Origin of the sequence: Cryobacterium zhongshanensis, from assembly GCF_022760445.1 — a bacterium.
Lineage (GTDB): Bacteria > Actinomycetota > Actinomycetes > Actinomycetales > Microbacteriaceae > Cryobacterium > Cryobacterium algoricola.
The window spans coordinates 1,783,670-1,802,627 of record NZ_JALGAR010000001.1; the positions used below are offsets into that span (position 1 = coordinate 1,783,670).

The following is an 18,958-nucleotide window of genomic DNA, read 5'->3' on the forward strand; positions in this document are numbered from 1 at the left end:
CCGGGGTGCGACCCGTTCGTCGTTGCAGCGGTCAGCCGGCGAAAGGCCCCGCGTGCTCGACAGGACCGTAGAAGCGACGCTCGAAGACGGCGCGGGCACGCCGGGTGACGGCGAGGTAGTCGTCCTCAAGCCGGTTGGCGGAGCCCGGCGGGTATTCGAGGATCCGGGCGATGCCCTCGAGCTGGATGCGGTCGGTCGGGAGGGTGTCCGCGGTCCGGTTCATCCACAGGGTCATCGCGGAACGACAGCGGGAGGCGAAGACCCACGCCGCCCGGAGGGTCTCGGCGTCCGCGTCGCTCACGAGCCCGGCGCGCGCGGCCGCGTGCAGGGCGCCGAGGGTCGAGTGCGTGCGCAGCTCCGGGATCGCGGCGGCGTGCTGCAACTGCAGCAGCTGCACGAACCACTCCACGTCGCTGAGCGAGCCGCGGCCGAGCTTGAGGTGCCGGTTCGGGTCCGCGCCCTGCGGTAACCGTTCCTTCTCGACGCGCGCCTTCATCCGCTTGATCTCGCGGACGGCCTGGTCATCGATCGCCAGCGGGAAACGCACGGAGTCGGCGAGGGTCTCGAAGTCGGCGAGCAGCCGGGCATCGCCGGCGACGCCCCTGCCCCTGAGCAGCGCCTGCGCCTCCCAGGTCAGCGACCAGCGCCGGTAGTACGCCTCGTACGAGTCGAGGGACCGGGCGACGGCTCCGTTCTTGCCCTCCGGGCGCAGCCCGAGGTCGAGGTCGAGCGGCAGTCGGCTGTCCTCGGTGAGACGTTTGAGCTCCCGGGCGATGAACATCGCGCGGGCGTGAGCGGCCTCGCCCGTGACGGCTCCCGCCCGGAACACGTACATCACGTCGGCGTCTGAGCCGAAGCCGAGCTCCGCTCCCCCGAACCGGCCCATGCCGATCACCGCGAACTCGATGCCGTCGGCGTCCCCGTCCGGCTCGCCCCGGAGGCCGGTGCCGCGGATCGCCGCGGTGACACCCTCGATCACGGTCGCGGTGACGTCGGTCAGGCCCGTCGCGAGCTGATCGATGCTGATCCGGCCGAGGATGGACGAGAACGCCAGGCGCAGGATCTCGCGACGCCGGGCCGTACGGAGGACGGATGCCGCGGCATCCGGCGTCTGGTGACGCGCCAGGACCGCCCGGGTCTCTTCGCGCAGCACGGCAAGGGGCCGCGGGCGCAGGTCGTTCTCGTTCTCGAGCCACGCGACCGACTCCGGAATCGTCTCGAGCAGTTCGCCGACGAACCGGGACGAGGACAGCACCCGGGTGAGTCGTTCGGCGGCGCCGGAGGAGTCGCGGAGCATCCGCAGGAACCAGTATGTCGAGCCGAGGCTGTCGCTGAGGCGCCGGAAGGCCAGCAGCCCGTAGTCGGGGTCCGCTCCTTCCGAGAACCACTTCAGGAGCACGGGAAGGAGGTGGCGCTGGATCGCCGCCCGCCGGGACACGCCCCCGGTGAGCGCCGCGATATGGGCGAAGGCACCCTTGGTGTCGCGGAACCCGATCGCCGCGAGCCTGGCCTCCGCCTGCGCGCTCGTGAGGACCAGTTCTCCGTCGGGGAGAGCGGCAACGGCGGAGAGCAACGGCCGGTAGAAGAGCCGCTCGTGCAGCCCGCGCACCCGGCGTTTCGTGTCCGCCCAGCGTGTGCTGAGCTGGGCGGCACCCGAGGCGAGCCCGGTCGCACGGGCGAGGATGCGCAGGCTCGCCTCGTCGCGCGGCACAAGGTGGGTGCGGCGCAGCCGGTACAGCTGCAGGCGGTGTTCCATCAACCGGAGGACCCGGTAGTCCTGGGAGAATTCCGCCGCTTCCGCACGCCCGACATAGCCGGACTCGGCGAGGGCGGCGAGTGCGGGGAGCGTCCCGGCCTGTCGCACCCCCTCGTCGGCCTGTCCGTGAACGAGCTGGAGAAGCTGGACGGTGAATTCGATGTCGCGCAGCCCGCCAGGGCCGAGCTTCAGCTGAATGTCGACCTCGTCATCGGGGATGTTGTCGGTCACCCGCTCACGCATCCGCTGCACCGACTCGACGAAGTTCTCCCGGCTGGCGCTCGTCCACACCTTCGGTCCGACCGCGGCGAGGTACCGTTCGCCGAGCCCGGCATGGCCGGCGAGCGGCCTCGCCTTGAGCAGGGCCTGGAACTCCCAGCTCTTCGCCCACCGCTCGTAGTACGCGATGTGAGAGTCCAGGGACCGCACGAGCGCCCCCGACTTTCCCTCCGGCCGCAGGTTCGGGTCGACCTCCCAGAGCTCCGGCTCGAGCGTCGGCTGGTTGAGGCCGCGCATCAGCAGGATCGCAAGCCGGGTCGCGATGTCGACGGCACGGCCGGATTCGAGCCCCGTGTCGGGGTCGGCCTCCGCGACGAAGATGACGTCGACGTCGCTGACGTAGTTGAGCTCCCTGGCGCCGGCCTTGCCCATGCCGATCACGGCAAGCCGGGTGGAGCGTACCTGCTCGACGGGGAAGACACCGGGGGCGGCGACGGGTGCGGACACCATCGTGCGCGCAACGGCGAGGGACCCCTCCAGCGCGGCGGCGGCGAGATCGGACAGCGCCCTGGCGACGCCGTCGAGGCCGGCGACCGGGTCGGCCTGTTCGAGATCGAACGCCGCCACCTCCGCGAGCCTTCGCCGATACCGCACCCGCAGCGCAACCCAGCCGGCGTCGTCGACGAGAGACGCGAAGCCGTCGACGGCCCCGACCGCGGCGAGCAGGTCGGTCGTGAGTTCCTCGGGTCCGGGAAGGGCCGGCGACCGGGCGGCCAGGACCCCGAGCTCCTCCGGGTGGCGCAGGAAGAATTCGGTCAGGCCACGGGACGCGCCGAGCACGAGGAGGAGGCGCACCGGCGCACCCGGGCAGGCCAGGAGCTCCAGGACCTCCGCCGGTGCCTGCCGGAGCAGATTGATCAGGCCGGAGAGCGCTGCGTCCGGGCTCGCCGTGCGGGCGAGCAACGGCAACAGTTCCGCCGAATCCGGCCCACCGCGGCTCGCGACCTCGTCGAGGCACGCCCGGACCTCACCGAGTTCAGCGAAGCCGACCCTCGCGAGTTCGGTGAGGGTCAGCGCCTCTCGCGCCACCGTGCCCTACAACATCTCGAGGTTCTTTTGCAGCTCGAACGGAGTCACCTGGGAGCGGTATTCCTTCCACTCCTGTCGTTTGTTGAGCAGCACATAGTTGAAGACGTGCTCGCCCAGGGTCTCGGCGACGAGTTCGGACTCTTCCATGAACTGGATGGCGTGGTCGAGGCTCGCCGGCAACTGGCGGTACCCGAGGGCGCGGCGCTCGGTGTCGCTGAGACCCCAGACGTTGTCCTCGGCCTCCGGCGGCAGTTCGTAGCCCTCTTCGATGCCCTTGAGACCGGCGGCGAGCATCAGCGAGTAGGCCAGGTACGGGTTCGCGGCGGAGTCGATGGCGCGGTACTCGATGCGGGAGCTGTTGCCCTTGTTGGGCTTGTACAGCGGCACGCGGATGAGGGCGGACCGGTTGTTGTGGCCCCAGCAGACGAAGCTCGGTGCCTCGTCGCCGCCCCAGAGCCGCTTGTACGAGTTCACGAACTGGTTCGTGACGGCGGTGATCTCCGGTGCGTGCTTGAGCAGGCCCGCGATGAACTGGCGCCCGGTGCGGGACAGCTGGTACTGCGCGCCCGCCTCGTAGAAGGCGTTCGTCTCGCCCTCGAACAGGGAGAGGTGGGTGTGCATGCCTGAGCCCGGCTGGTCGGACATCGGCTTCGGCATGAACGTCGCGTAGACGCCCTGCTCGATGGCGACCTCCTTGATGACCGTGCGGAACGTCATGATGTTGTCCGCCGTGGAGAGGGCGTCCGCGTACCGCAGGTCGATCTCGTTCTGGCCGGGGCCGGCCTCGTGGTGGCTGAACTCCACCGAGATGCCGAGTTCCTCGAGCATCCGCACGGAGCGGCGCCGGAAGTCGTGCGCGGTTCCGCCGGGAACGTTGTCGAAGTATCCGGCCGAGTCGACGGGCACGGGCCCGTCCTTGCCGAACTTCGACGACTTCAGCAGGTAGAACTCGATCTCCGGATGCGTGTAGAACGTGAAGCCGCGATCCGCCGCTTTCGCAAGGGTGCGCTTGAGCACGTTGCGCGGGTCGGCGACCGCAGGCTGCCCGTCGGGGGTCGTGATATCGCAGAACATGCGCGCGGTCGGGTCGACTTCGCCCCGCCACGGCAGAATCTGGAACGTTGTGGGATCCGGATGCGCGAGGACATCCGCTTCGAAGGACCGGGTCAGGCCCTCGATGGCGGAGCCGTCAAAGCCGAGACCCTCCGCGAATGCGCCCTCGACCTCGGCCGGTGCGATCGCAACCGATTTCAGGGTGCCGACGACGTCCGTGAACCAGAGACGAATGAACTTGATGCCCCGTTCCTCGATGGTACGAAGAACGAAGTCGCGCTGCTTGTCCATCCACGCCCTTTCTTGTTGATCACTAGGTTACTGGCTGTCGTGACCTCGCGTGCGAAAAGGGCCCCGGTGAGGGGAATCGGTCGCTGGCTACACTGGAGACATGCCAGAGTCGACCGCGTCAGACGCTCCCCGTTCCGTCAATGATCTGAACCCCTTCGTTCCCGCCCCCTCCGGACCCAAGCGGGTGCGCACCAGGCACTTCTCGAACGCGAAACAGCATGGAATCCCGATTACGGGACTCACCAGCTACGACATGCTCACGGCGCAGATCTTCGACCAGGCAGGGATCGATTTCCTTCTGGTCGGCGACTCGGCGGGCAACAACGTCTTCGGCTACGAGACCACCCTTCCCGTCACGGTCGACGAACTGATTCCGCTCACCCGCGCGGTCGCCCGCGCCGTCACCCGCGCCCTCGTCGTCGCGGACATGCCCTTCGGCTCCTACGAGACCGGCCAGACGGAAGCGCTGCACACCGCGGTGCGCTTCATGAAGGAAGCGCAGGCCCACGCGGTCAAGCTCGAGGGCGGGGTGCGCAGCCACAAGCAGATCAAGAGGATCGTGACGAGCGGAATCCCCGTGATGGCCCACATCGGTTTCACGCCGCAGAGCGAACACGGCCTCGGCGGCCACATCATCCAGGGCCGCGGCGACGCAGCGGCGCAGCTTCTCGAAGACGCCCTCGCCGTGCAGGACGCCGGCGCATTCGCCGTCGTCCTCGAAATGGTGCCGGCCACCGTGGCCGCCGAGGTCACCAGCAAGCTCGAGATTCCCACGATCGGAGTGGGGGCCGGACCGGACGTCGACGGCCAGCTGCTGGTCTGGACGGACTTCGCCGGCATGACAGAGGGCCGGGTCCCGCGTTTCGTGCGGCAGTACGCCAACGTGCGCAGCGTCCTCACGGATGCCGTGCACCAGTTCAAGTCGGACGTCGAGTCCGGCGTGTACCCGGGTCCTGAGCACAGCTACGAATAGCGGTCAGCGGTCCTCCGCCGCGTCCTCTGCCGCCCATTTCGCGCTGTTCGCGCGGAGCTTCTCGAGGGCATGGGCTGCCTCCTCGCGGGTTGCGAACGGTCCGACACGATCGACGGCGAGAGAGACCATTCCCTCTTCGACGGCGCCCGTGCGCAGGTTGTACCAGAAGCGGTGCTCAGTATCTTCGGCCATAAGCTAGATCCTATGCCTAAGGATTCCGCCGGTCACCTGCTGCCAGGCCCGGTCTCCCCCACTCGTCCCGTCCCTGCGCGGATCCCCCGTCCGGAATACGTCGGCCGCCCCGCTCCCGCGCGGTTCACCGGCTCCGACATCTACCCCGCCGCCAAGATCGAACTGATCCGTGAGGCCGGCCGGATCGCCGCGGAGGCGATCGAAGCCGTCGGCCGCGGCATCCGCCCTGGCGTCACCACCGAAGAACTCGACCGGATCGGCCACCAGTTCCTGATCGAGAATGACGCGTACCCGTCCACGCTTGGCTACCGGGGCTATCCCAAGTCGCTGTGCAGCTCGGTCAACGAGGTCATCTGCCACGGCATCCCCGACACGACGGTCCTCGAAAACGGCGACATCGTCAATATCGACATCACCGCCTTCAAGAACGGCGTCCACGGCGACACGAACGTCACGTTCATCGTCGGCGAGGCCAGCGAAGCCGTGACGCTCCTCGTCGAACGCACGAAGGAAGCGCTCGCCCGCGGCATCAAGGCCGTCGCCCCCGGACGCCAGGTCAACGTGATCGGCCGGACCATCGAGTCATACGCCAAACGGTTCGGCTACGGCGTCGTGCGCGACTTCACCGGCCACGGCGTCGGCGAGGCGTTCCACTCCGGCCTCATCGTCCCCCACTACGACTCCGCTCCGCAGTACGACACCGTGATGGAGGTCGGCATGGTCTTCACGATCGAACCGATGCTCACCCTCGGCAGCACCGACTGGGACATGTGGGCGGATGACTGGACCGTGACGACCAGGGACAAGAGCATCACGGCCCAGTTCGAGCACACCCTCGTCGTGACCGAACGCGGCGCAGAGGTCCTGACCCTCCCCTAGACGGTAGGTTTTCTACTATGAGTTCTCAGACGGCCATCGGCATTGACATCGGCGGGACCGGAATCAAGGGGGCCCTCGTCGATCTTGCGACGGGAACCTTACTGACCGATCGGGTCAAACTCCCCACGCCCAAGGGCGGCCGGCCTGCCGACATCGTCGAGACGACCCGCGTCATCCTCGAAAGGGTCGGCGCCGCCGCCGGCGTGACGGATGTCCCCGTCGGCATCTGCTTCCCCGCCATCGTCAGGCATGGGCGCACGATGTCGGCCGCCAACGTCTCCAAGAAGTGGATCGGCCTCGAGGCGGCCGCCCTGTTCGCGAGAAGCCTCGGCGCTCCCATCACCTTTGTGAACGACGCGGATGCCGCCGGATACGCCGAATCCCAGTTCGGGGCCGCGCAGGGTGTTGAAGGTGTCGTGATCCTGACCACCCTGGGCACCGGGATCGGCACCGCACTCCTCAACGACGGGGTTCTCGTGCCCAACACGGAGCTCGGCCACCTGCAGATCGACGGCGTCGACTACGAGACCCGCGCCTCGTACTCCGCGCGGGAACGGGAGAACCTCTCCTGGTCGGCCTGGGCGGCACGCCTGCAGAAGTACTACTCGACGCTCGAGGCGCTCTTCTCCCCCGACCTGTTCGTGGTCGGCGGTGGCGTCTCCAAGCACCACGAGGACTTCCTGCCGCTCCTCGCCCTGCACACGCCGATCGTGCCCGCCGTGCACAAGAACAACGCCGGCATCCTCGGCGCGGCAGCCCTCGCGGTGAAGGACCTCGGCTGAACCGAGCTGAGCCGAGCCCGCTCCGAACCGTCGGGTGGCTCCGGTCTCCCCGGAGGGAGACGGGAGAATGGGCCGGCTGGTACGCCGGGTTCTGTCCCGGTTCTCACCGGGGACGGCCATCTATCTCGGGACTACGTTGCCGCAGCCCTCTAGCGGTCTACCCGGAAACTCGGCGAGCCGCCTTAGCGTTTCCTGTGTGACCTTGCTCCGGACGAGGTTTACCGAGCCGACCAGGTCACCCTGGCCTCTGGTGGTCTCTTACACCACCGTTTCACCCTTACCACCGAACGAACGGTGGCGGTCTACTTTCTGTGGCACTGTCTCGCGGGTTACCCCGGGTGGGTGTTACCCACCGCCCTGCTCTGTGGAGCCCGGACGTTCCTCGGCAGCCGATTCCCCGAAGGGAACCGGCTGACGCGGCCGTCTTGCCGACCCATTCTTCTCCTCAGACTACAGGATCAGATTCCGGACTCCTCCGTGCGCACCAGGATCGCGCCGCAATCCGGGCAGAACAGCACCTCGTCGGCCGCGGAAGACCGGACGGACTCGAGATCGCTGCCGGTGAGGGTGATGGTGCAGCCGCTGCAGGTGCGCTGGCGGAGCAGGGCAGCGGCGTTGCCGTGGCCGCTCACGAAGAGCTTCTCGTAGAGGCTCGCCAGATCCGGCGCGATCGTGCCCGCGATCACGGCCCGGTCGCGGCGGAGCTCCTCGAGCTGGCGGTGCAGGGTGGCGAGGTCGGCGTCGCGCGAGATCTCGGTCTCCTCGACCCGGGCGGCGAGAGCGTCCCGTTCGGCCTCGACGACCGCGACGGCCGCTTCCCGTTCCTCGAGGCGTTCCATCACGGCGATCTCGATCTCTTCGAGAGCCAGCAGCCGTTTGCGCAGGGCGGCGAGTTCGGTGTCGAGCGCCTGGACGTCCTTGACCGAACTCGTCGTCTGCAGACGCTCATCGTCCCGCTTGATGCGCTTCTCGACGACCTCGACGTCGGATTCGATCCGGTTCAGCTCGAGGCGGACATCCTCGACCTCTCCGTGCAGGGTCGTGAGACTCATCCGGGTCTTGTCCGCGGTCCCGGCGAGTGCGGTGAGTTCAGCGTGCTGGGCGAGCGCCCTGGTCTGGTGGTCGACCTGCTGGAGCCTGATGTCGAGAGCCTGGAGCCGGAGAAGTTCCTTCTGCTCGATGGGGGATGCCTTCACTTGTGTCCTGACCTTCACGGGTATTGAGTTTGACCGGCCCGGTGGCCGGATACTGTCGGTGGGGTTGTGCAGGCTACTGCACGATGACGAAGTCCCACGGGTCCGTGCGCAGATCGCTCACGTCCACCCGCAGTCCCGGAAAAGCGTTCCGCAGGGCGTCGGCGGCGGTGTCAAGCCACAACCACTCGCTCGCCCAGTGTGACACGTCGATCAGCGCCGGTGTGTTTCCGTCCAGCAGTGCCTGTTCCCGGGCTTCCGAGGCTGGGTGGTGCCGGAGGTCGGCGGTGATGTAGACATCCGCTGCCAGAACGGCCGGATCCTTGAGCAGCGAGTCGCCGGCTCCCCCGCACAGCGCAACCGAGCGCACCGGGGAGTTGTACTCCCCCGAGACACGGATCCCGGACGCCGTCGCAGGCAGGATCGCCGCGAGGCGCCTCGCGAGCTGGCCGAGGGTGGTGGGAGTCGCAAGCAGGCCGACCCGGCCGATACCGGTCCCTGGCACGGTCCCCGCGGTGATCGGCCGCGCGTCGACGAGTCCGAGCCGCGTCGCGAGCACGTCGGAGACGCCGTCGACGACGACGTCCGCGTTCGTGTGCGCGGCGATCAGTGCGCAGTCGGACCGGATCAGCCGAGCCAGAAGGGCACCCTTGTACCGGTCTTCCGCGACGGAGGTGACTCCGCGAAGAAGGAGCGGGTGGTGCACGAGCAGCAGTCCGGCACCGGACTCGATCGCCTCATCGACGGTCGCGGAGACGGCGTCGACGGCAAGGAGCACGGAACCAACCAGGCTCGACGGGTCACCGCTCAGCAGTCCGGGTGCATCCCACGTCTCTGCACCGGACAACGGCCACAGCTCGTGGACGGTCCGGGTTATCTCGGAGAGCGGATAGGACACCCAGCCAGCCTACCCGTGCGCTCATCTCGCGGACGCCGGGGCCAGGAGTCTCTCCTGCCGACGGATCGCCGGGATGCCCGCGAGCAGGGGTGTCGCGAGACCCAAAGTGAACGCGACCAGCACGCCGGGATTCGTCGCCGCGAATTCCCCGCCCGGGTCGATGCCGAGCGGAACAAAGAGGTAGCCCTGCCACGCCGACCAGCCGGCACCGGGAACGAGGAGCCCCCAGCCGATCGCGCTGAAGACGACGAAGGCGGTCAGATTGACCCAGCGCACATCCGCGTACGCTCCCCCACGCTTCAGGAGGCTGTGGGTGTCGAAGCGACTGGCCCGCACCAGGGTCTCGGCGGAGAACAGCCCCGACCATGCCGCGACGGGAATCGCAAGCGTCAACGGAACGGTGAGGAACGCCGCCCGCACCCCGAGTCCGCCGAACGGCAGGAGGAGCACGGCCGCACCGACCGCAGTGAGTACGACCCCGGCGGCCCGTGGCAGCCCTGCCGACAGCGCGGCGGCCGCGAGCCCGCCCGAATAGAGGGTGAGGATCAGTGCGGAGAGCACGGTGACCGTTCCGAGCAGAAGCAACGGCCATTCCAGACCCTCCGGCAGGAGCGCCGCCAGCGCGCCGACCGGGTCGACGGAGAGGTCGGCACCCCGCTGCCGCTGGGACGAGACGAGCACCGCCCCCCAGACGGCGAGGACGAGCGCAGGCACTCCGACCCCCGCGAGGAGCCAAAGCAGCGAGGCCGATCCCTTACCGGACCTGCCCTGGTACCGCGCAAGGTCGGCGCCGCTCGAGGCCCAAGCCAATCCGAGATAGGCGAAGACGAGAGTGACCCCGCCGAATACGGTGAACCCACTGCCGTCGGGCGCCGCGAGTGCCGAATCGAGGTCCACGAGCCCGGCCGAGAGCACCATCATCGCGATCACGAGAGTGGCACCCGCGACGGCGAGCACGGCCTGGACCGACCGGATGAGCGCATAGCCGAAGAGTGCGATCACGGTCGCCACCGCGAGGACACCGAGTGCGGCGAGCGGAACCGACCCGTCGCGCGCGCCTGCTGCGCCCGGCGCCGTCGGGCCCGTTGCCGCGGTCACCGCGCGCCCCAGGATCGCGAGCAGCAGCGCACCCCAGGCCATCCGCACCAGCAGGGCGAACACGGCGGGGACGAGGTTCCCGATCACGCCGAAGGTCGCCCGCGACAGCATCACCGTCGACTGCCCGTTGCGCCGCCCGGCGAGCGTGCCGAGGCCGAGCGGAACAAGGGAGAGCACGATGCCGAGCACGGTGACGAGCACGACCTGGCGGAGACTGAGCCCGAGAGAGGCGAGCCGGGCACCGACCGCGACACTGACAACGGATGCCGTCACCGCGAACCACAGGCCGAAGACCCGGCTCGCCCGCCCGACTCGGTTCACCACCGGGGTCGGCGCCTGCGCATAGCGTTCGATCACGAGCCGCGGCTCGTCGGCGAGGGCGGCATCGACGAGCACGATCTCGTCGTCGGCGACCCGGGGACTCGCAACGGGAGCGGCCACCCCCGTCGGCACGTCGTCGGCATCGTCCGGCAGGTCGTCGTCGATTCCGAAGCCGATGATCTCGGTCGCGGCCGTTCTCGGGGCGCTTCCGTCCAGTGGGCTGATGCCGAGTTCGATCACGGCAGGAGACTCCGCGGTGAGCGCGTCGTCGTCACCGGGGGCGGGTTCGGGTGGGACGGGGCCACCCTGCCCCCTCATGTTCCTGTCGGACATGCCCCGAGTGTAGCCAGATGCCCGAAATCCCGGCAGGCCTACCAGCCGAGGGTGCCCGGCTCCCCTTTGAACGGCCCGACCACCCGCGAGGTGATCCACCCACCGTAGAAAGATCCGGCCTGCGGGAGGACCTCTTCGCCGTCGACAGTGCATCGATCCATGCGCCCCGGGTAGAGTGCGATCCGGCCGGCGAGTGCTTCGAACCCGGGCTCGGGATCAGGGTAGGACCAGGCGGCGCCGACGGACCGGGCAGAACCGGACACGACGGTCAGGTACACGGCGGTCCCCTTGTATTCGCACACGGATACGCCGGGTGCCGGCACGAGGGACCCCGGGAGGAAGGCCTCGGGCGGAAGATAGTACGCGGGCGGATGGCTCGTCTCGAGCACCCGGACTGCGCGTGCGGTGCGCGCGATCTCGCGCCCACCGAACCGGATCACCACTTCCTCGGAGACGGGCTCGACTCTGGGCGGGCGCGGGTAGTCCCACACCGATTCCTGGCCGGGACCAGGAACGATCCTGCCGATGCGTGACGATGTCATCGGGCCATGATAGCCGGGCCGTCCGGCGGCGGGCCCCAGAAGCCCCGAGAGTACACTGCGGGGCATGACGGAGAACGTGATCGTTGCCATTGACGGCGGACCGGCCAGTGCAGCGGCCCTCGATTGGGCGATAACCCGGGGGGTCGAGCGATCGTCCGGCGATTCGACCGCGGAACCGGTCGAACTCGAGCTCACGACCGTTGTCGAACTGGGGTGGTCGCCCCGCGACGTCGCGGTGACCTTTCAGCCGGTCTACGAACGCGCGCTCGCGGCAGCCACCCATGAGGTGGAGCGCCGGGCGCCGGGGTGCCGCAGGACGAGCTATATCCGGCACGGTGCCCCCGTCGAGGAGCTGGTCAGGGCATCCGCTGCTGCGGACCTGTTGGTGATCGGCTCGAACAAGACCGGACTCCTGGCCGGCGCCGTCTACGGGACACTCCCCCTGCGCCTCGCTGCGCACGCGCACTGCCCGGTCGTCGTGGTTCCGGCGACGTGGCGGCCTCGGACCGGCCCGGTCGTCGTGGGGTTCGACAATGACCTCGCCGGCACCGAAGCGCTCGACTGGGCGGCCGGCGAAGCGGTCAGGCTGGGGCGCGGCCTCCGGATCGTGCACTCCTGGTCGATCCCGATGACGATTGCGATCGACCTCGGCGCGGTGGTGCCTGTAGACGCGCTGCGTGAAGCCAATGCCGAAGTTCTCGCAACCGCGGCCCAACGGGTCCGGGACGCGCATCCGGGACTCGACGTCGTTGAGGTCCTCGACACCGGGCCGGCCGCCCTCGTGCTCGTTGATGCGTCCCGCGAGGCGGAGCTGCTCGTTGTCGGCACTCATGGGCGCGGCTCCGTCGGAAGCCTCATCCTGGGCTCAGTGAGCCACGATGTTCTGCTGAACCTGCCCTGCCCGATCGCGGTCATTCCGCGCCGAACCGGCGGGGACCGGCCCGCGGGGACGGAGCATCCGGGACGGGTTCAGTAGTCGAATTCGTCGAACTGGGGCGAATCGAGCCCGTCGCCGGTCCAACCGCCCTGTGGCACCGCCATCGGAGCGAGTGCTTTCCTGCGCAGGCCCGCGGTGATGTCGAGGTCGACGAGTTCGCGGAAACCGGCCGGAGACGTGACGCTCGTCAGCTGGCTCGCCGCACCGATCAGGAACTGGGCGCGCCCCACCTGACCGCTGTCGCCGAGGACGGGAATGTCCACCACCTCGACCTGGCCGCGGGTGCTGAGTCTTTCGGCATACTGCATGACCGCATCGGCAAGGTCACTCCCGGTTACGACGGATCCCCCGGCGTGGAATATGCGCTTCATCGTCTTCCCTCACTGGCTCAGTGAAATGTCCGTGTGCAGCCAGGGTCCGGGGCGCAATCCCAGTATATGCAGATCGGGTTCAGAGGCGAAGGGTTCGATCGACCACGGCTGCGGCGACTTCTGCGAGCGGCCGGCTGTGGTTCCTGGCGTGCCCTCGAAGCATCGTGAACGCCTCGTCCATGTCGACGTTGTGCATGAACGCGATGACGCCTTTGGCCTGTTCGATCACGATGCGGCTGTTGAGCGCGTGCTGCAGTTGCGCTCGCGCGATGTCGCTCTCGCGAATCGCGCGTTCCTGGAGAATTCCGATCGTCGCCGTGTCCGCGAGGGCCTGGACCGTGCGCAGGTCGTGGGCGCCGAGGCCGCCGAGGCGGTCCCAGAAGAGATTGAGTGATCCGATGGTCGTTGCCCGCAGGTGCAGGGGAACGGCGTGCATCGAGAGGAATCCCTGTTCGAGTGCGCCCGCCCGGAAGCTCGGCCACTTCGGGGCCACGACGTCGAGGTCGGGAATGGCGACAGCGGCCCCGGTCATCACGCATTCGACGCAGGGACCGGCGCCCGCTCGCAGCTGGAGGATTTCGACCAGTCGCGTGCGCTCGTTGGTGGAGGCGACAACCTCGAAGTCGCCGTCTCCGGCCGAGAGGATGATACCCACGGCCGATGCCCCGAACAGGAGCGCGCAACGCTCGACGAGGGTCTGCAGGAGGTCGACGACGTCATAGCCGACGACGAGCGTGTCGGCCAGCGTGACGAAGGTCTCGACGAGCTGACCCTCCCGGGATTGTGTGACCATAATGTAATCCTAAGGTGAGAGAACCGTCGAGAAATCTAATTTCCGGGCGACCACATCGTGCGCGACAGACCGCACCGATCGTCCGTTCGAGAAAGCGTAACCGCGGAGCAGCAGCAGCGCATCCGTAGCGGACAGATCGAGCTGGGCGAGGATCATGCCCGTCGCCTGGTGGATCACGCGGCGCGAGAAACCCTCCGCCTCCTCCTCCGTCGGGACGGCCGGATTCGGTCCCGCGATGCCCGTCCCGTATGGATCGTGCTCGGCGGAGACGTTGTCTCGGAGCGCCCTGCGCAACACCACCCGTGCCACGATATCCGCCAGGTACATCGCATCGTCGACGGCCTCTGGCGGCAACGGGCCGGCGGTGGACGAGTAGAGGTCGACGGCGCCGATCTCGAGCGTCCCGATGGCGAGGGGGAAGGCGAACAGTCCCCCGACATCCGTCTCGTCGAGCGCCGCGCGGAACATCGGCCAGGCCGGATTCGGCTCGATCCGGATATTCGGAGAGAGGACGGGGAGCCGGGTCGCCAGCGCCCTCCAGCACGGCCCCTCGCCGAGATCGAACTGGAGCTCGTCGATGCGCGCGGCGAACGCGTCGCTCGCGCTGATCGTCTCAGTGCCGAACGGGGCTCCCAGGGTGGAGATCGAGGCACCGTCGATGGGGAGAACCCTGAGGAAAGGGGCGCAGAGCTCGGTGCCAGAGTCGTCCCACGCCTCGAGTTCCCGGGCGGCCGTGTCGAATACCTCGCGACTAACGGGAAACACGGGACAGGTCCTTCGCACCCGGAATCGGTTCGTACGGGGTGGCCAGCGTGTCCCGGTGCAGATCACTCCACAAGAAGAACACGGGTACACACGACCTTTCGGCTCTGGAAGGAGCGACCGGTTCACACGGGAGTACCGGCATGACCGGCATGACCGGCCGAATCACTCCCAGCGTAGCCCGTGCAGCCAAATGCTGTCCCCACCGGGATTTCGCTCTCACGCCCACCCACGAGCTGATGAGTGCACCTCGTCGTACGTGCTGGTGGGCCCTACCGGGCTCGAACCGATGAAGTCCACGGTGTGAACGCGGCGCGAACTCTGCTTCTGGCCAGACGAATAGCTGCGGATGAGAAAAGTCCAACGACCCGCCTCACCGTGACGGGACGTCCTGCTGGCGGGCCCGATTGAGGGCAGCCGCGTCCCCGGGCACGCACGGCGTGCTGCCGTCCAGGGTCGAGGCCCGGTCATTCACGGTGAACTCGAGACCGAAGCCATCGGCATCGTCCGGAGAAAGTAAACGGATGGCGTTGCTGTCGATCACCGATCTGGTCACGGGGTGGCCACGATCTGTCCAGAGCGCTGCGACCTGATCCGCTGCCGACCCCGGGTCTGCAGACCCCGGCCCGAGACCGACCTGATCGAAGACGACTCCGACCTGACCGGCTTGAGTGGTGCAGTCCCGCGCGCCGTTGAATTCGAGATTCCAGTCACCGACCACAAGCGCCGACGTGGTCGAGAACAACTCGGTCAACTGCTGTTGGGCTTGCTCGGGGGTCATCGTGTGGTCCATCTCTTTGGGGCTGCTCGCACAACCGGACAAAAACAGCACCGGCAGCATGAGGACGGCTGTCAGGATCGAGTGCCGGTACGATTTCGGTGTTCTGCTCGTCACAACGGATGTAGCTCCCCCGGAGTGACGTCCTGCTGGCGGGCCCGATTGAGGGCAGCAGCGTCCCCGGGTACGCACGGTGTGCTGCCGTCCAGGGTCGAGCCACTCCGGTTCGTCCAAAACTGGAGACCGAAGCCGTCGGCGTCGTCGGGATACAACAGCTGAATGACATCCCCATCGATCACCGACCGGTGAGCCGGGTACCCACGATCCGCCCACAGTGCGGCAACCTGATCGGCTGCCGATTCTGGGTCGGCGGACGCCGGCCCGAAACCGACCATCGGAAAGGTAACACCGACCTGACCGGATTGCGTGGTGCAGTCTCTAGGCCCACGCTTTTGGATGTCCCAGTCACCATCCACAAGCGTCGATGTGGCGGTGAATAACTCCATCAACTGCTGTTGGGCTTGTTCCGGGGTCATCGTGGGGTCCGTACCGTCGGGGCTGCTCGTGCAACCGGTGAGCAGAATCAGGGGTAGAAGAACAATGGCCAGCATCTTGGGCCTCGACGGGGTGGGACATGTGCTACTCAAGACCGATGTACCCTTCGTTGTTTCTGGCGACTGTCGGGAAGTAGACAGGAACGTCGGCGTCCCGGCCAGTGGTAAGTAGCGCAATATTATGCAGGGACTCGGTCCGGACATCGAGGTAGCCGTAGCCGCCGGGATGCTCCGCACTCTGCTGGGTGGAATGGTCGGTGACGCCGTGAAGTATCTCACGGGAGCCAGGGTCGATCGTGGTTTCGGAGCTGAACTGACGGGCTCCGAAAGTCCCACCGAGCGGGTCTGCACGCCCGCTGGCCAATTGCCCAGGCCCAGCCCACTGGTCTTGGGCTCCTTGGCTGGCGAAGACTTGCCCGGCCGGAACGTTCAGGGCCGCTGCGTTCGGAATGCTTCTTTCGACGCCGGCGGATCCAATCATGGTCAGCGATCCAGCGGACGCTTCCACAAGCGCATTCGTCGCAACCGTCGACCCGAAAGAATGCGCAACCAGTGCCAGCCGGGCATCCTCGGGCGACCAGCCATGCACCGCGCTGGTTCCTCCCAGCGCAGCAGCCAGCCGGTGGCCGCCCACTCGTGCGAGGTCGCCATTGGCCACCTCGAGCACACCATCCTCATTTAGCCCGACGACCGGCGCCTGATATCCGATCCAGGCAACTGTTGCCAGCTGCGCAGTTTGACCGTGCATAGTCGCCAATTTCTGTTGCTCGTCGTATAAATTTTCGGCGGCGGTCGTCCAAAAATTCATTTGTCCGGCCACCGTCGTACCCATTCCGGGGATCAGATATGTGATCCGCTCGGCCGTGTCGAGGTCGCCGATCGAAATCGACGCTGTGGGGTGCTCGCCCAAGTCCAGTGATAACAACATTCGTGGCGCTCCCGATTCTGCGCGTTCGAGAGTCTCCCGGATCGCCGTCACAGACGATACGGCTTCGCCGAAAGTCACGAAGGAGTACCCCTTTTCGGCCAGCAGACGTCCTGCCGCCGGGGCGTGGCCATCCGCGAGCATTCCGGCGACCGTACGTTTAAGGTTGGTGAGTTCTGTGGCCCGAGCGTTCAAGAGCGACCGGTTGGCCTGATCGCGAGCCCAATATGCGACGCCCTCGAGCGCACCGATGAGGGCAGGCGCGCCGGTTATCAAAGCGAGCTGCGCGGGCGAAGGAACCGCTCCGTCAGGTCCGCTCAGGCTGCGCCACCAGGCGGCCGTCCTGACGGGGTCAGCCTGCAACGCCTGCGTCGTGAGCAACGGATACTGGGCAAGGAGAACAGCTAAATCGATCGCAGACAGGGTTGCCAAGCGGGCTAGTAACTCATCAGCGGGCAGTCCGGTTATCCGCGTCGGGGTGAACGCGTTCAGGACGCCCAGCACCTCGACCGAGCCGAACTGTTGCCCGCACGCCGAGTCTGCGGCCCGCCGACGCGAGACGAGCTCATCCCAACGGATGTCGATCGATTGGAGCACGCGTTTCTCGTCGGACATTGCTTCTTCGAGGTGTGCTCGCTCAGCCCGGCCGGGAGGGTCGGGAAGCAATTCTTCATTCGGAAAGCTCACGGCCAATTCCCGGAAGCGGCGATGGTAGCCGTCCAGGGTCGCCTGCGCATCCGTTCGTTCACGTTCCAACGCACGCTGCTCGTCCTGGATCTGTTCGACCTCGGCCGCGTAGCGGTTCAAGCTCCTCGCTTGGGCGTTCAGGCTCTGGACCAGATACGCCAACTCGGGGGCAAGCGAGTCCAGCTTGGCCACGAACGAATCCCGGGACTTCCCAACCCAAGCGGCGGCGTCCGCCTGTGACCGCGCGGTCACGAGCGTGCTCGACACCGTCTGCATGGACGCCGAACGCATCGTGCGCGCGGTGGCCTGATGACGGATGCCCGACGGCTCACCCGCGCCCGGGTCTTCTCGCGTCCAGACCACAGTCAGCCCACCTTGGCTGCCAGGCGCGCGTCGGCATCCTGCAATGCGGCTGCCGCGTCACTTGGAAAGGACGCGACGGCGGCCAGGCTTTCCTGGACTAGCGACTCCCGGGACACTAACTGTCCAGTCGCCGCGGCGACCGTGTCCGAAACGGCGTCAGACTGGATGACTGGGGCCGCGGAACCGAAACCGGGATCACCGCGCAGCAACCCGACCGCAGTCTCAACCAGGGTAGCCAGATCGAGCAGCTGTGGCACGTTAGCCCGCAGATCAGGCACGACGTTGCCATCCGTTGATGTTCTGAACAAGAACCCTGAGTCCGGCCACGACCAATTCCTCCCCCCAAAGAACTCCGATCACACTTCCGAGCCATAGGCTAGCAGGTGTACAGCGAGGCGTTAAACGGATCTGATCAGGACTTTTACTGGTGGGCCCTACCGGGCTCGAACCGATGACATCCACGGTGTAAACGTGGCGCTCTACCAACTGAGCTAAAGGCCCCTGGGAATCGACTCCCGCCGGGGTGGAACCGACACCACTATACCGGTGGCATCGCCGATCCCGTCACGCAGGCTGCAGTTCACCGATCGCGGCGCGGTAGGCCTCGAGCGAACGAGCCTCGCCGGGGGCCGTGATGAAGCTCGCCCGGATGATGCCGTTCGGGTCGATCAGGAAGGTGGCGCGGTTGGAGAAGCCCTTCTCATCGAGGAAGACGCCGTATTCCTTGGCGACGGCCCCGTGCGGCCAGAAGTCGGCGAGGAGGTTGAAGCCGTAGTTCTCCTGCTCACCCCACGCGCGCAGGGCATGGCGAGAGTCCACCGAGATACCGAGGAGTTCGACACCGCTGTTCTCGAACAGGCTCAGGTTGTCGCGAAGGGTGCACAACTCTCCGCTGCAGATTCCCGAGAACGCGAGAGGGAAGAAGACCAGTGCCACCGATTTGTCACCGCGGTACTGGCTGAGCTGGATGTGCTCGCCGTACTGGTTGACCAGTTCGAAGTCGGGTGCCTGGGTGTCGTTCTCCAGAGCCATAGTGCGTCCTTTCCTGCGTCAACCACCAGTGGCAAGCGCCGGAACAGCCTAGCCCCGGAGAGGGGGGAAACCTAGACAAATCTTTCGCTGACAGCGTTGGCCCAGAAGCTGCCGAGCGTGCGCGGCGCACAGCTGGA

At 67.2% G+C, this 18,958-nt stretch carries 20 protein-coding genes, 1 tRNA gene and 1 other RNA gene; 5 read left to right on the forward strand and 17 right to left on the reverse strand.

Annotated elements, in window-relative coordinates:
• Window positions 1-31: 31 nt before the first annotated feature.
• Both MQH31_RS08105 and glnA read right to left on the reverse strand, forming a co-directional pair.
• On the reverse strand, window positions 32-3,064 hold the full coding sequence (locus MQH31_RS08105; protein ID WP_243011562.1) for a bifunctional [glutamine synthetase] adenylyltransferase/[glutamine synthetase]-adenylyl-L-tyrosine phosphorylase: 3,033 nt from the start codon (window positions 3,062-3,064) through the stop codon (window positions 32-34).
• A gap of 6 nt (window positions 3,065-3,070) precedes the next feature.
• On the reverse strand, window positions 3,071-4,408 hold the full coding sequence (gene glnA / locus MQH31_RS08110; RefSeq protein WP_134446491.1) for a type I glutamate--ammonia ligase: 1,338 nt from the start codon (window positions 4,406-4,408) through the stop codon (window positions 3,071-3,073).
• Window positions 4,409-4,508: 100 nt separating this feature from the next.
• Here glnA and panB point away from each other — a divergent pair, with 100 nt between their 5' ends.
• Entirely contained in the window at window positions 4,509-5,381 is an 873-nt protein-coding gene (panB, locus tag MQH31_RS08115) for a 3-methyl-2-oxobutanoate hydroxymethyltransferase (protein WP_134531788.1), read from the forward strand.
• 3 nt (window positions 5,382-5,384) lie between these two features.
• Here panB and MQH31_RS08120 read toward each other — a convergent pair whose 3' ends face one another.
• Window positions 5,385-5,573, reverse strand: a complete 189-nt coding sequence (locus tag MQH31_RS08120) for an SPOR domain-containing protein (protein WP_134531787.1) — start codon at window positions 5,571-5,573, stop codon at window positions 5,385-5,387.
• Window positions 5,574-5,585: 12 nt separating this feature from the next.
• On the opposite strand from MQH31_RS08120, the gene map reads away from it, so the two are divergent.
• The gene (gene map, locus MQH31_RS08125) at window positions 5,586-6,452 is read left to right on the forward strand and encodes a type I methionyl aminopeptidase (RefSeq protein WP_134531786.1); all 867 of its coding nucleotides are present in this window, start codon (window positions 5,586-5,588) and stop codon (window positions 6,450-6,452) included.
• A 17-nt stretch (window positions 6,453-6,469) separates the two neighbouring features.
• Window positions 6,470-7,234, forward strand: a complete 765-nt coding sequence (ppgK, locus tag MQH31_RS08130) for a polyphosphate--glucose phosphotransferase (protein WP_134531785.1) — start codon at window positions 6,470-6,472, stop codon at window positions 7,232-7,234.
• A 64-nt stretch (window positions 7,235-7,298) separates the two neighbouring features.
• Here the strand turns inward: ppgK and rnpB are convergent.
• The 5 genes from rnpB to MQH31_RS08155 form a co-directional block, all read right to left on the reverse strand.
• An RNA gene (gene rnpB, locus MQH31_RS08135) (RNase P RNA component class A) lies at window positions 7,299-7,670 on the reverse strand.
• A gap of 22 nt (window positions 7,671-7,692) precedes the next feature.
• On the reverse strand, window positions 7,693-8,430 hold the full coding sequence (locus MQH31_RS20860) for a zinc ribbon domain-containing protein (RefSeq protein ID WP_134531784.1): 738 nt from the start codon (window positions 8,428-8,430) through the stop codon (window positions 7,693-7,695).
• 73 nt (window positions 8,431-8,503) lie between these two features.
• Window positions 8,504-9,325: a Nif3-like dinuclear metal center hexameric protein gene (locus MQH31_RS08145; RefSeq protein WP_243011563.1), complete on the reverse strand. Its 822-nt coding sequence runs from the start codon at window positions 9,323-9,325 to the stop codon at window positions 8,504-8,506.
• A 21-nt stretch (window positions 9,326-9,346) separates the two neighbouring features.
• Window positions 9,347-11,077, reverse strand: coding sequence for a purine-cytosine permease family protein (locus MQH31_RS08150; protein ID WP_243011564.1), 1,731 nt, complete (start codon window positions 11,075-11,077; stop codon window positions 9,347-9,349).
• A gap of 38 nt (window positions 11,078-11,115) precedes the next feature.
• Window positions 11,116-11,619, reverse strand: coding sequence for a DUF427 domain-containing protein (locus tag MQH31_RS08155; protein WP_134531781.1), 504 nt, complete (start codon window positions 11,617-11,619; stop codon window positions 11,116-11,118).
• A 64-nt stretch (window positions 11,620-11,683) separates the two neighbouring features.
• Here MQH31_RS08155 and MQH31_RS08160 point away from each other — a divergent pair, with 64 nt between their 5' ends.
• On the forward strand, window positions 11,684-12,595 hold the full coding sequence (locus tag MQH31_RS08160) for a universal stress protein (RefSeq protein WP_243011565.1): 912 nt from the start codon (window positions 11,684-11,686) through the stop codon (window positions 12,593-12,595).
• Here the strand turns inward: MQH31_RS08160 and MQH31_RS08165 are convergent.
• From MQH31_RS08165 to MQH31_RS08190, 6 genes are all read right to left on the reverse strand, one after another.
• Window positions 12,589-12,927, reverse strand: coding sequence for a hypothetical protein (locus MQH31_RS08165; RefSeq protein WP_243011566.1), 339 nt, complete (start codon window positions 12,925-12,927; stop codon window positions 12,589-12,591). The genes MQH31_RS08160 and MQH31_RS08165 overlap by 7 nt on opposite strands.
• Window positions 12,928-13,006: 79 nt before the next feature.
• Window positions 13,007-13,720 (reverse strand): GAF and ANTAR domain-containing protein, encoded by a 714-nt coding sequence (locus tag MQH31_RS08170; RefSeq protein ID WP_243011567.1) that lies wholly within the window; start codon window positions 13,718-13,720, stop codon window positions 13,007-13,009.
• 9 nt (window positions 13,721-13,729) lie between these two features.
• On the reverse strand, window positions 13,730-14,485 hold the full coding sequence (locus MQH31_RS20865) for a GAF and ANTAR domain-containing protein (RefSeq protein WP_243011568.1): 756 nt from the start codon (window positions 14,483-14,485) through the stop codon (window positions 13,730-13,732).
• Between the two features lie 370 nt (window positions 14,486-14,855).
• Window positions 14,856-15,323 carry a hypothetical protein gene (locus MQH31_RS08180; RefSeq protein WP_243011569.1) on the reverse strand — a complete coding sequence of 156 codons (468 nt, stop codon included), beginning with the start codon at window positions 15,321-15,323 and terminating at the stop codon, window positions 14,856-14,858.
• 50 nt (window positions 15,324-15,373) lie between these two features.
• Window positions 15,374-15,871, reverse strand: a complete 498-nt coding sequence (locus tag MQH31_RS08185; protein WP_243011570.1) for a hypothetical protein — start codon at window positions 15,869-15,871, stop codon at window positions 15,374-15,376.
• A gap of 28 nt (window positions 15,872-15,899) precedes the next feature.
• Window positions 15,900-17,618 (reverse strand): alpha/beta hydrolase, encoded by a 1,719-nt coding sequence (locus MQH31_RS08190; protein WP_243011571.1) that lies wholly within the window; start codon window positions 17,616-17,618, stop codon window positions 15,900-15,902.
• On the opposite strand from MQH31_RS08190, the gene MQH31_RS20630 reads away from it, so the two are divergent.
• On the forward strand, window positions 17,611-17,736 hold the full coding sequence (locus MQH31_RS20630; RefSeq protein WP_279238349.1) for a hypothetical protein: 126 nt from the start codon (window positions 17,611-17,613) through the stop codon (window positions 17,734-17,736). The two genes, MQH31_RS08190 and MQH31_RS20630, sit on opposite strands and share 8 nt — an antisense overlap.
• A gap of 55 nt (window positions 17,737-17,791) precedes the next feature.
• On the opposite strand, the gene MQH31_RS08195 is transcribed toward MQH31_RS20630, so the two are convergent.
• From MQH31_RS08195 to MQH31_RS08205, 3 genes are all read right to left on the reverse strand, one after another.
• Window positions 17,792-18,067: a hypothetical protein gene (locus tag MQH31_RS08195; protein ID WP_243011572.1), complete on the reverse strand. Its 276-nt coding sequence runs from the start codon at window positions 18,065-18,067 to the stop codon at window positions 17,792-17,794.
• Window positions 18,068-18,214: 147 nt separating this feature from the next.
• Window positions 18,215-18,290, reverse strand: a tRNA-Val gene (locus MQH31_RS08200).
• 63 nt (window positions 18,291-18,353) lie between these two features.
• Window positions 18,354-18,821, reverse strand: a complete 468-nt coding sequence (locus tag MQH31_RS08205; protein ID WP_243011573.1) for a peroxiredoxin — start codon at window positions 18,819-18,821, stop codon at window positions 18,354-18,356.
• Between the last annotated feature and the right edge of the window lie 137 nt (window positions 18,822-18,958).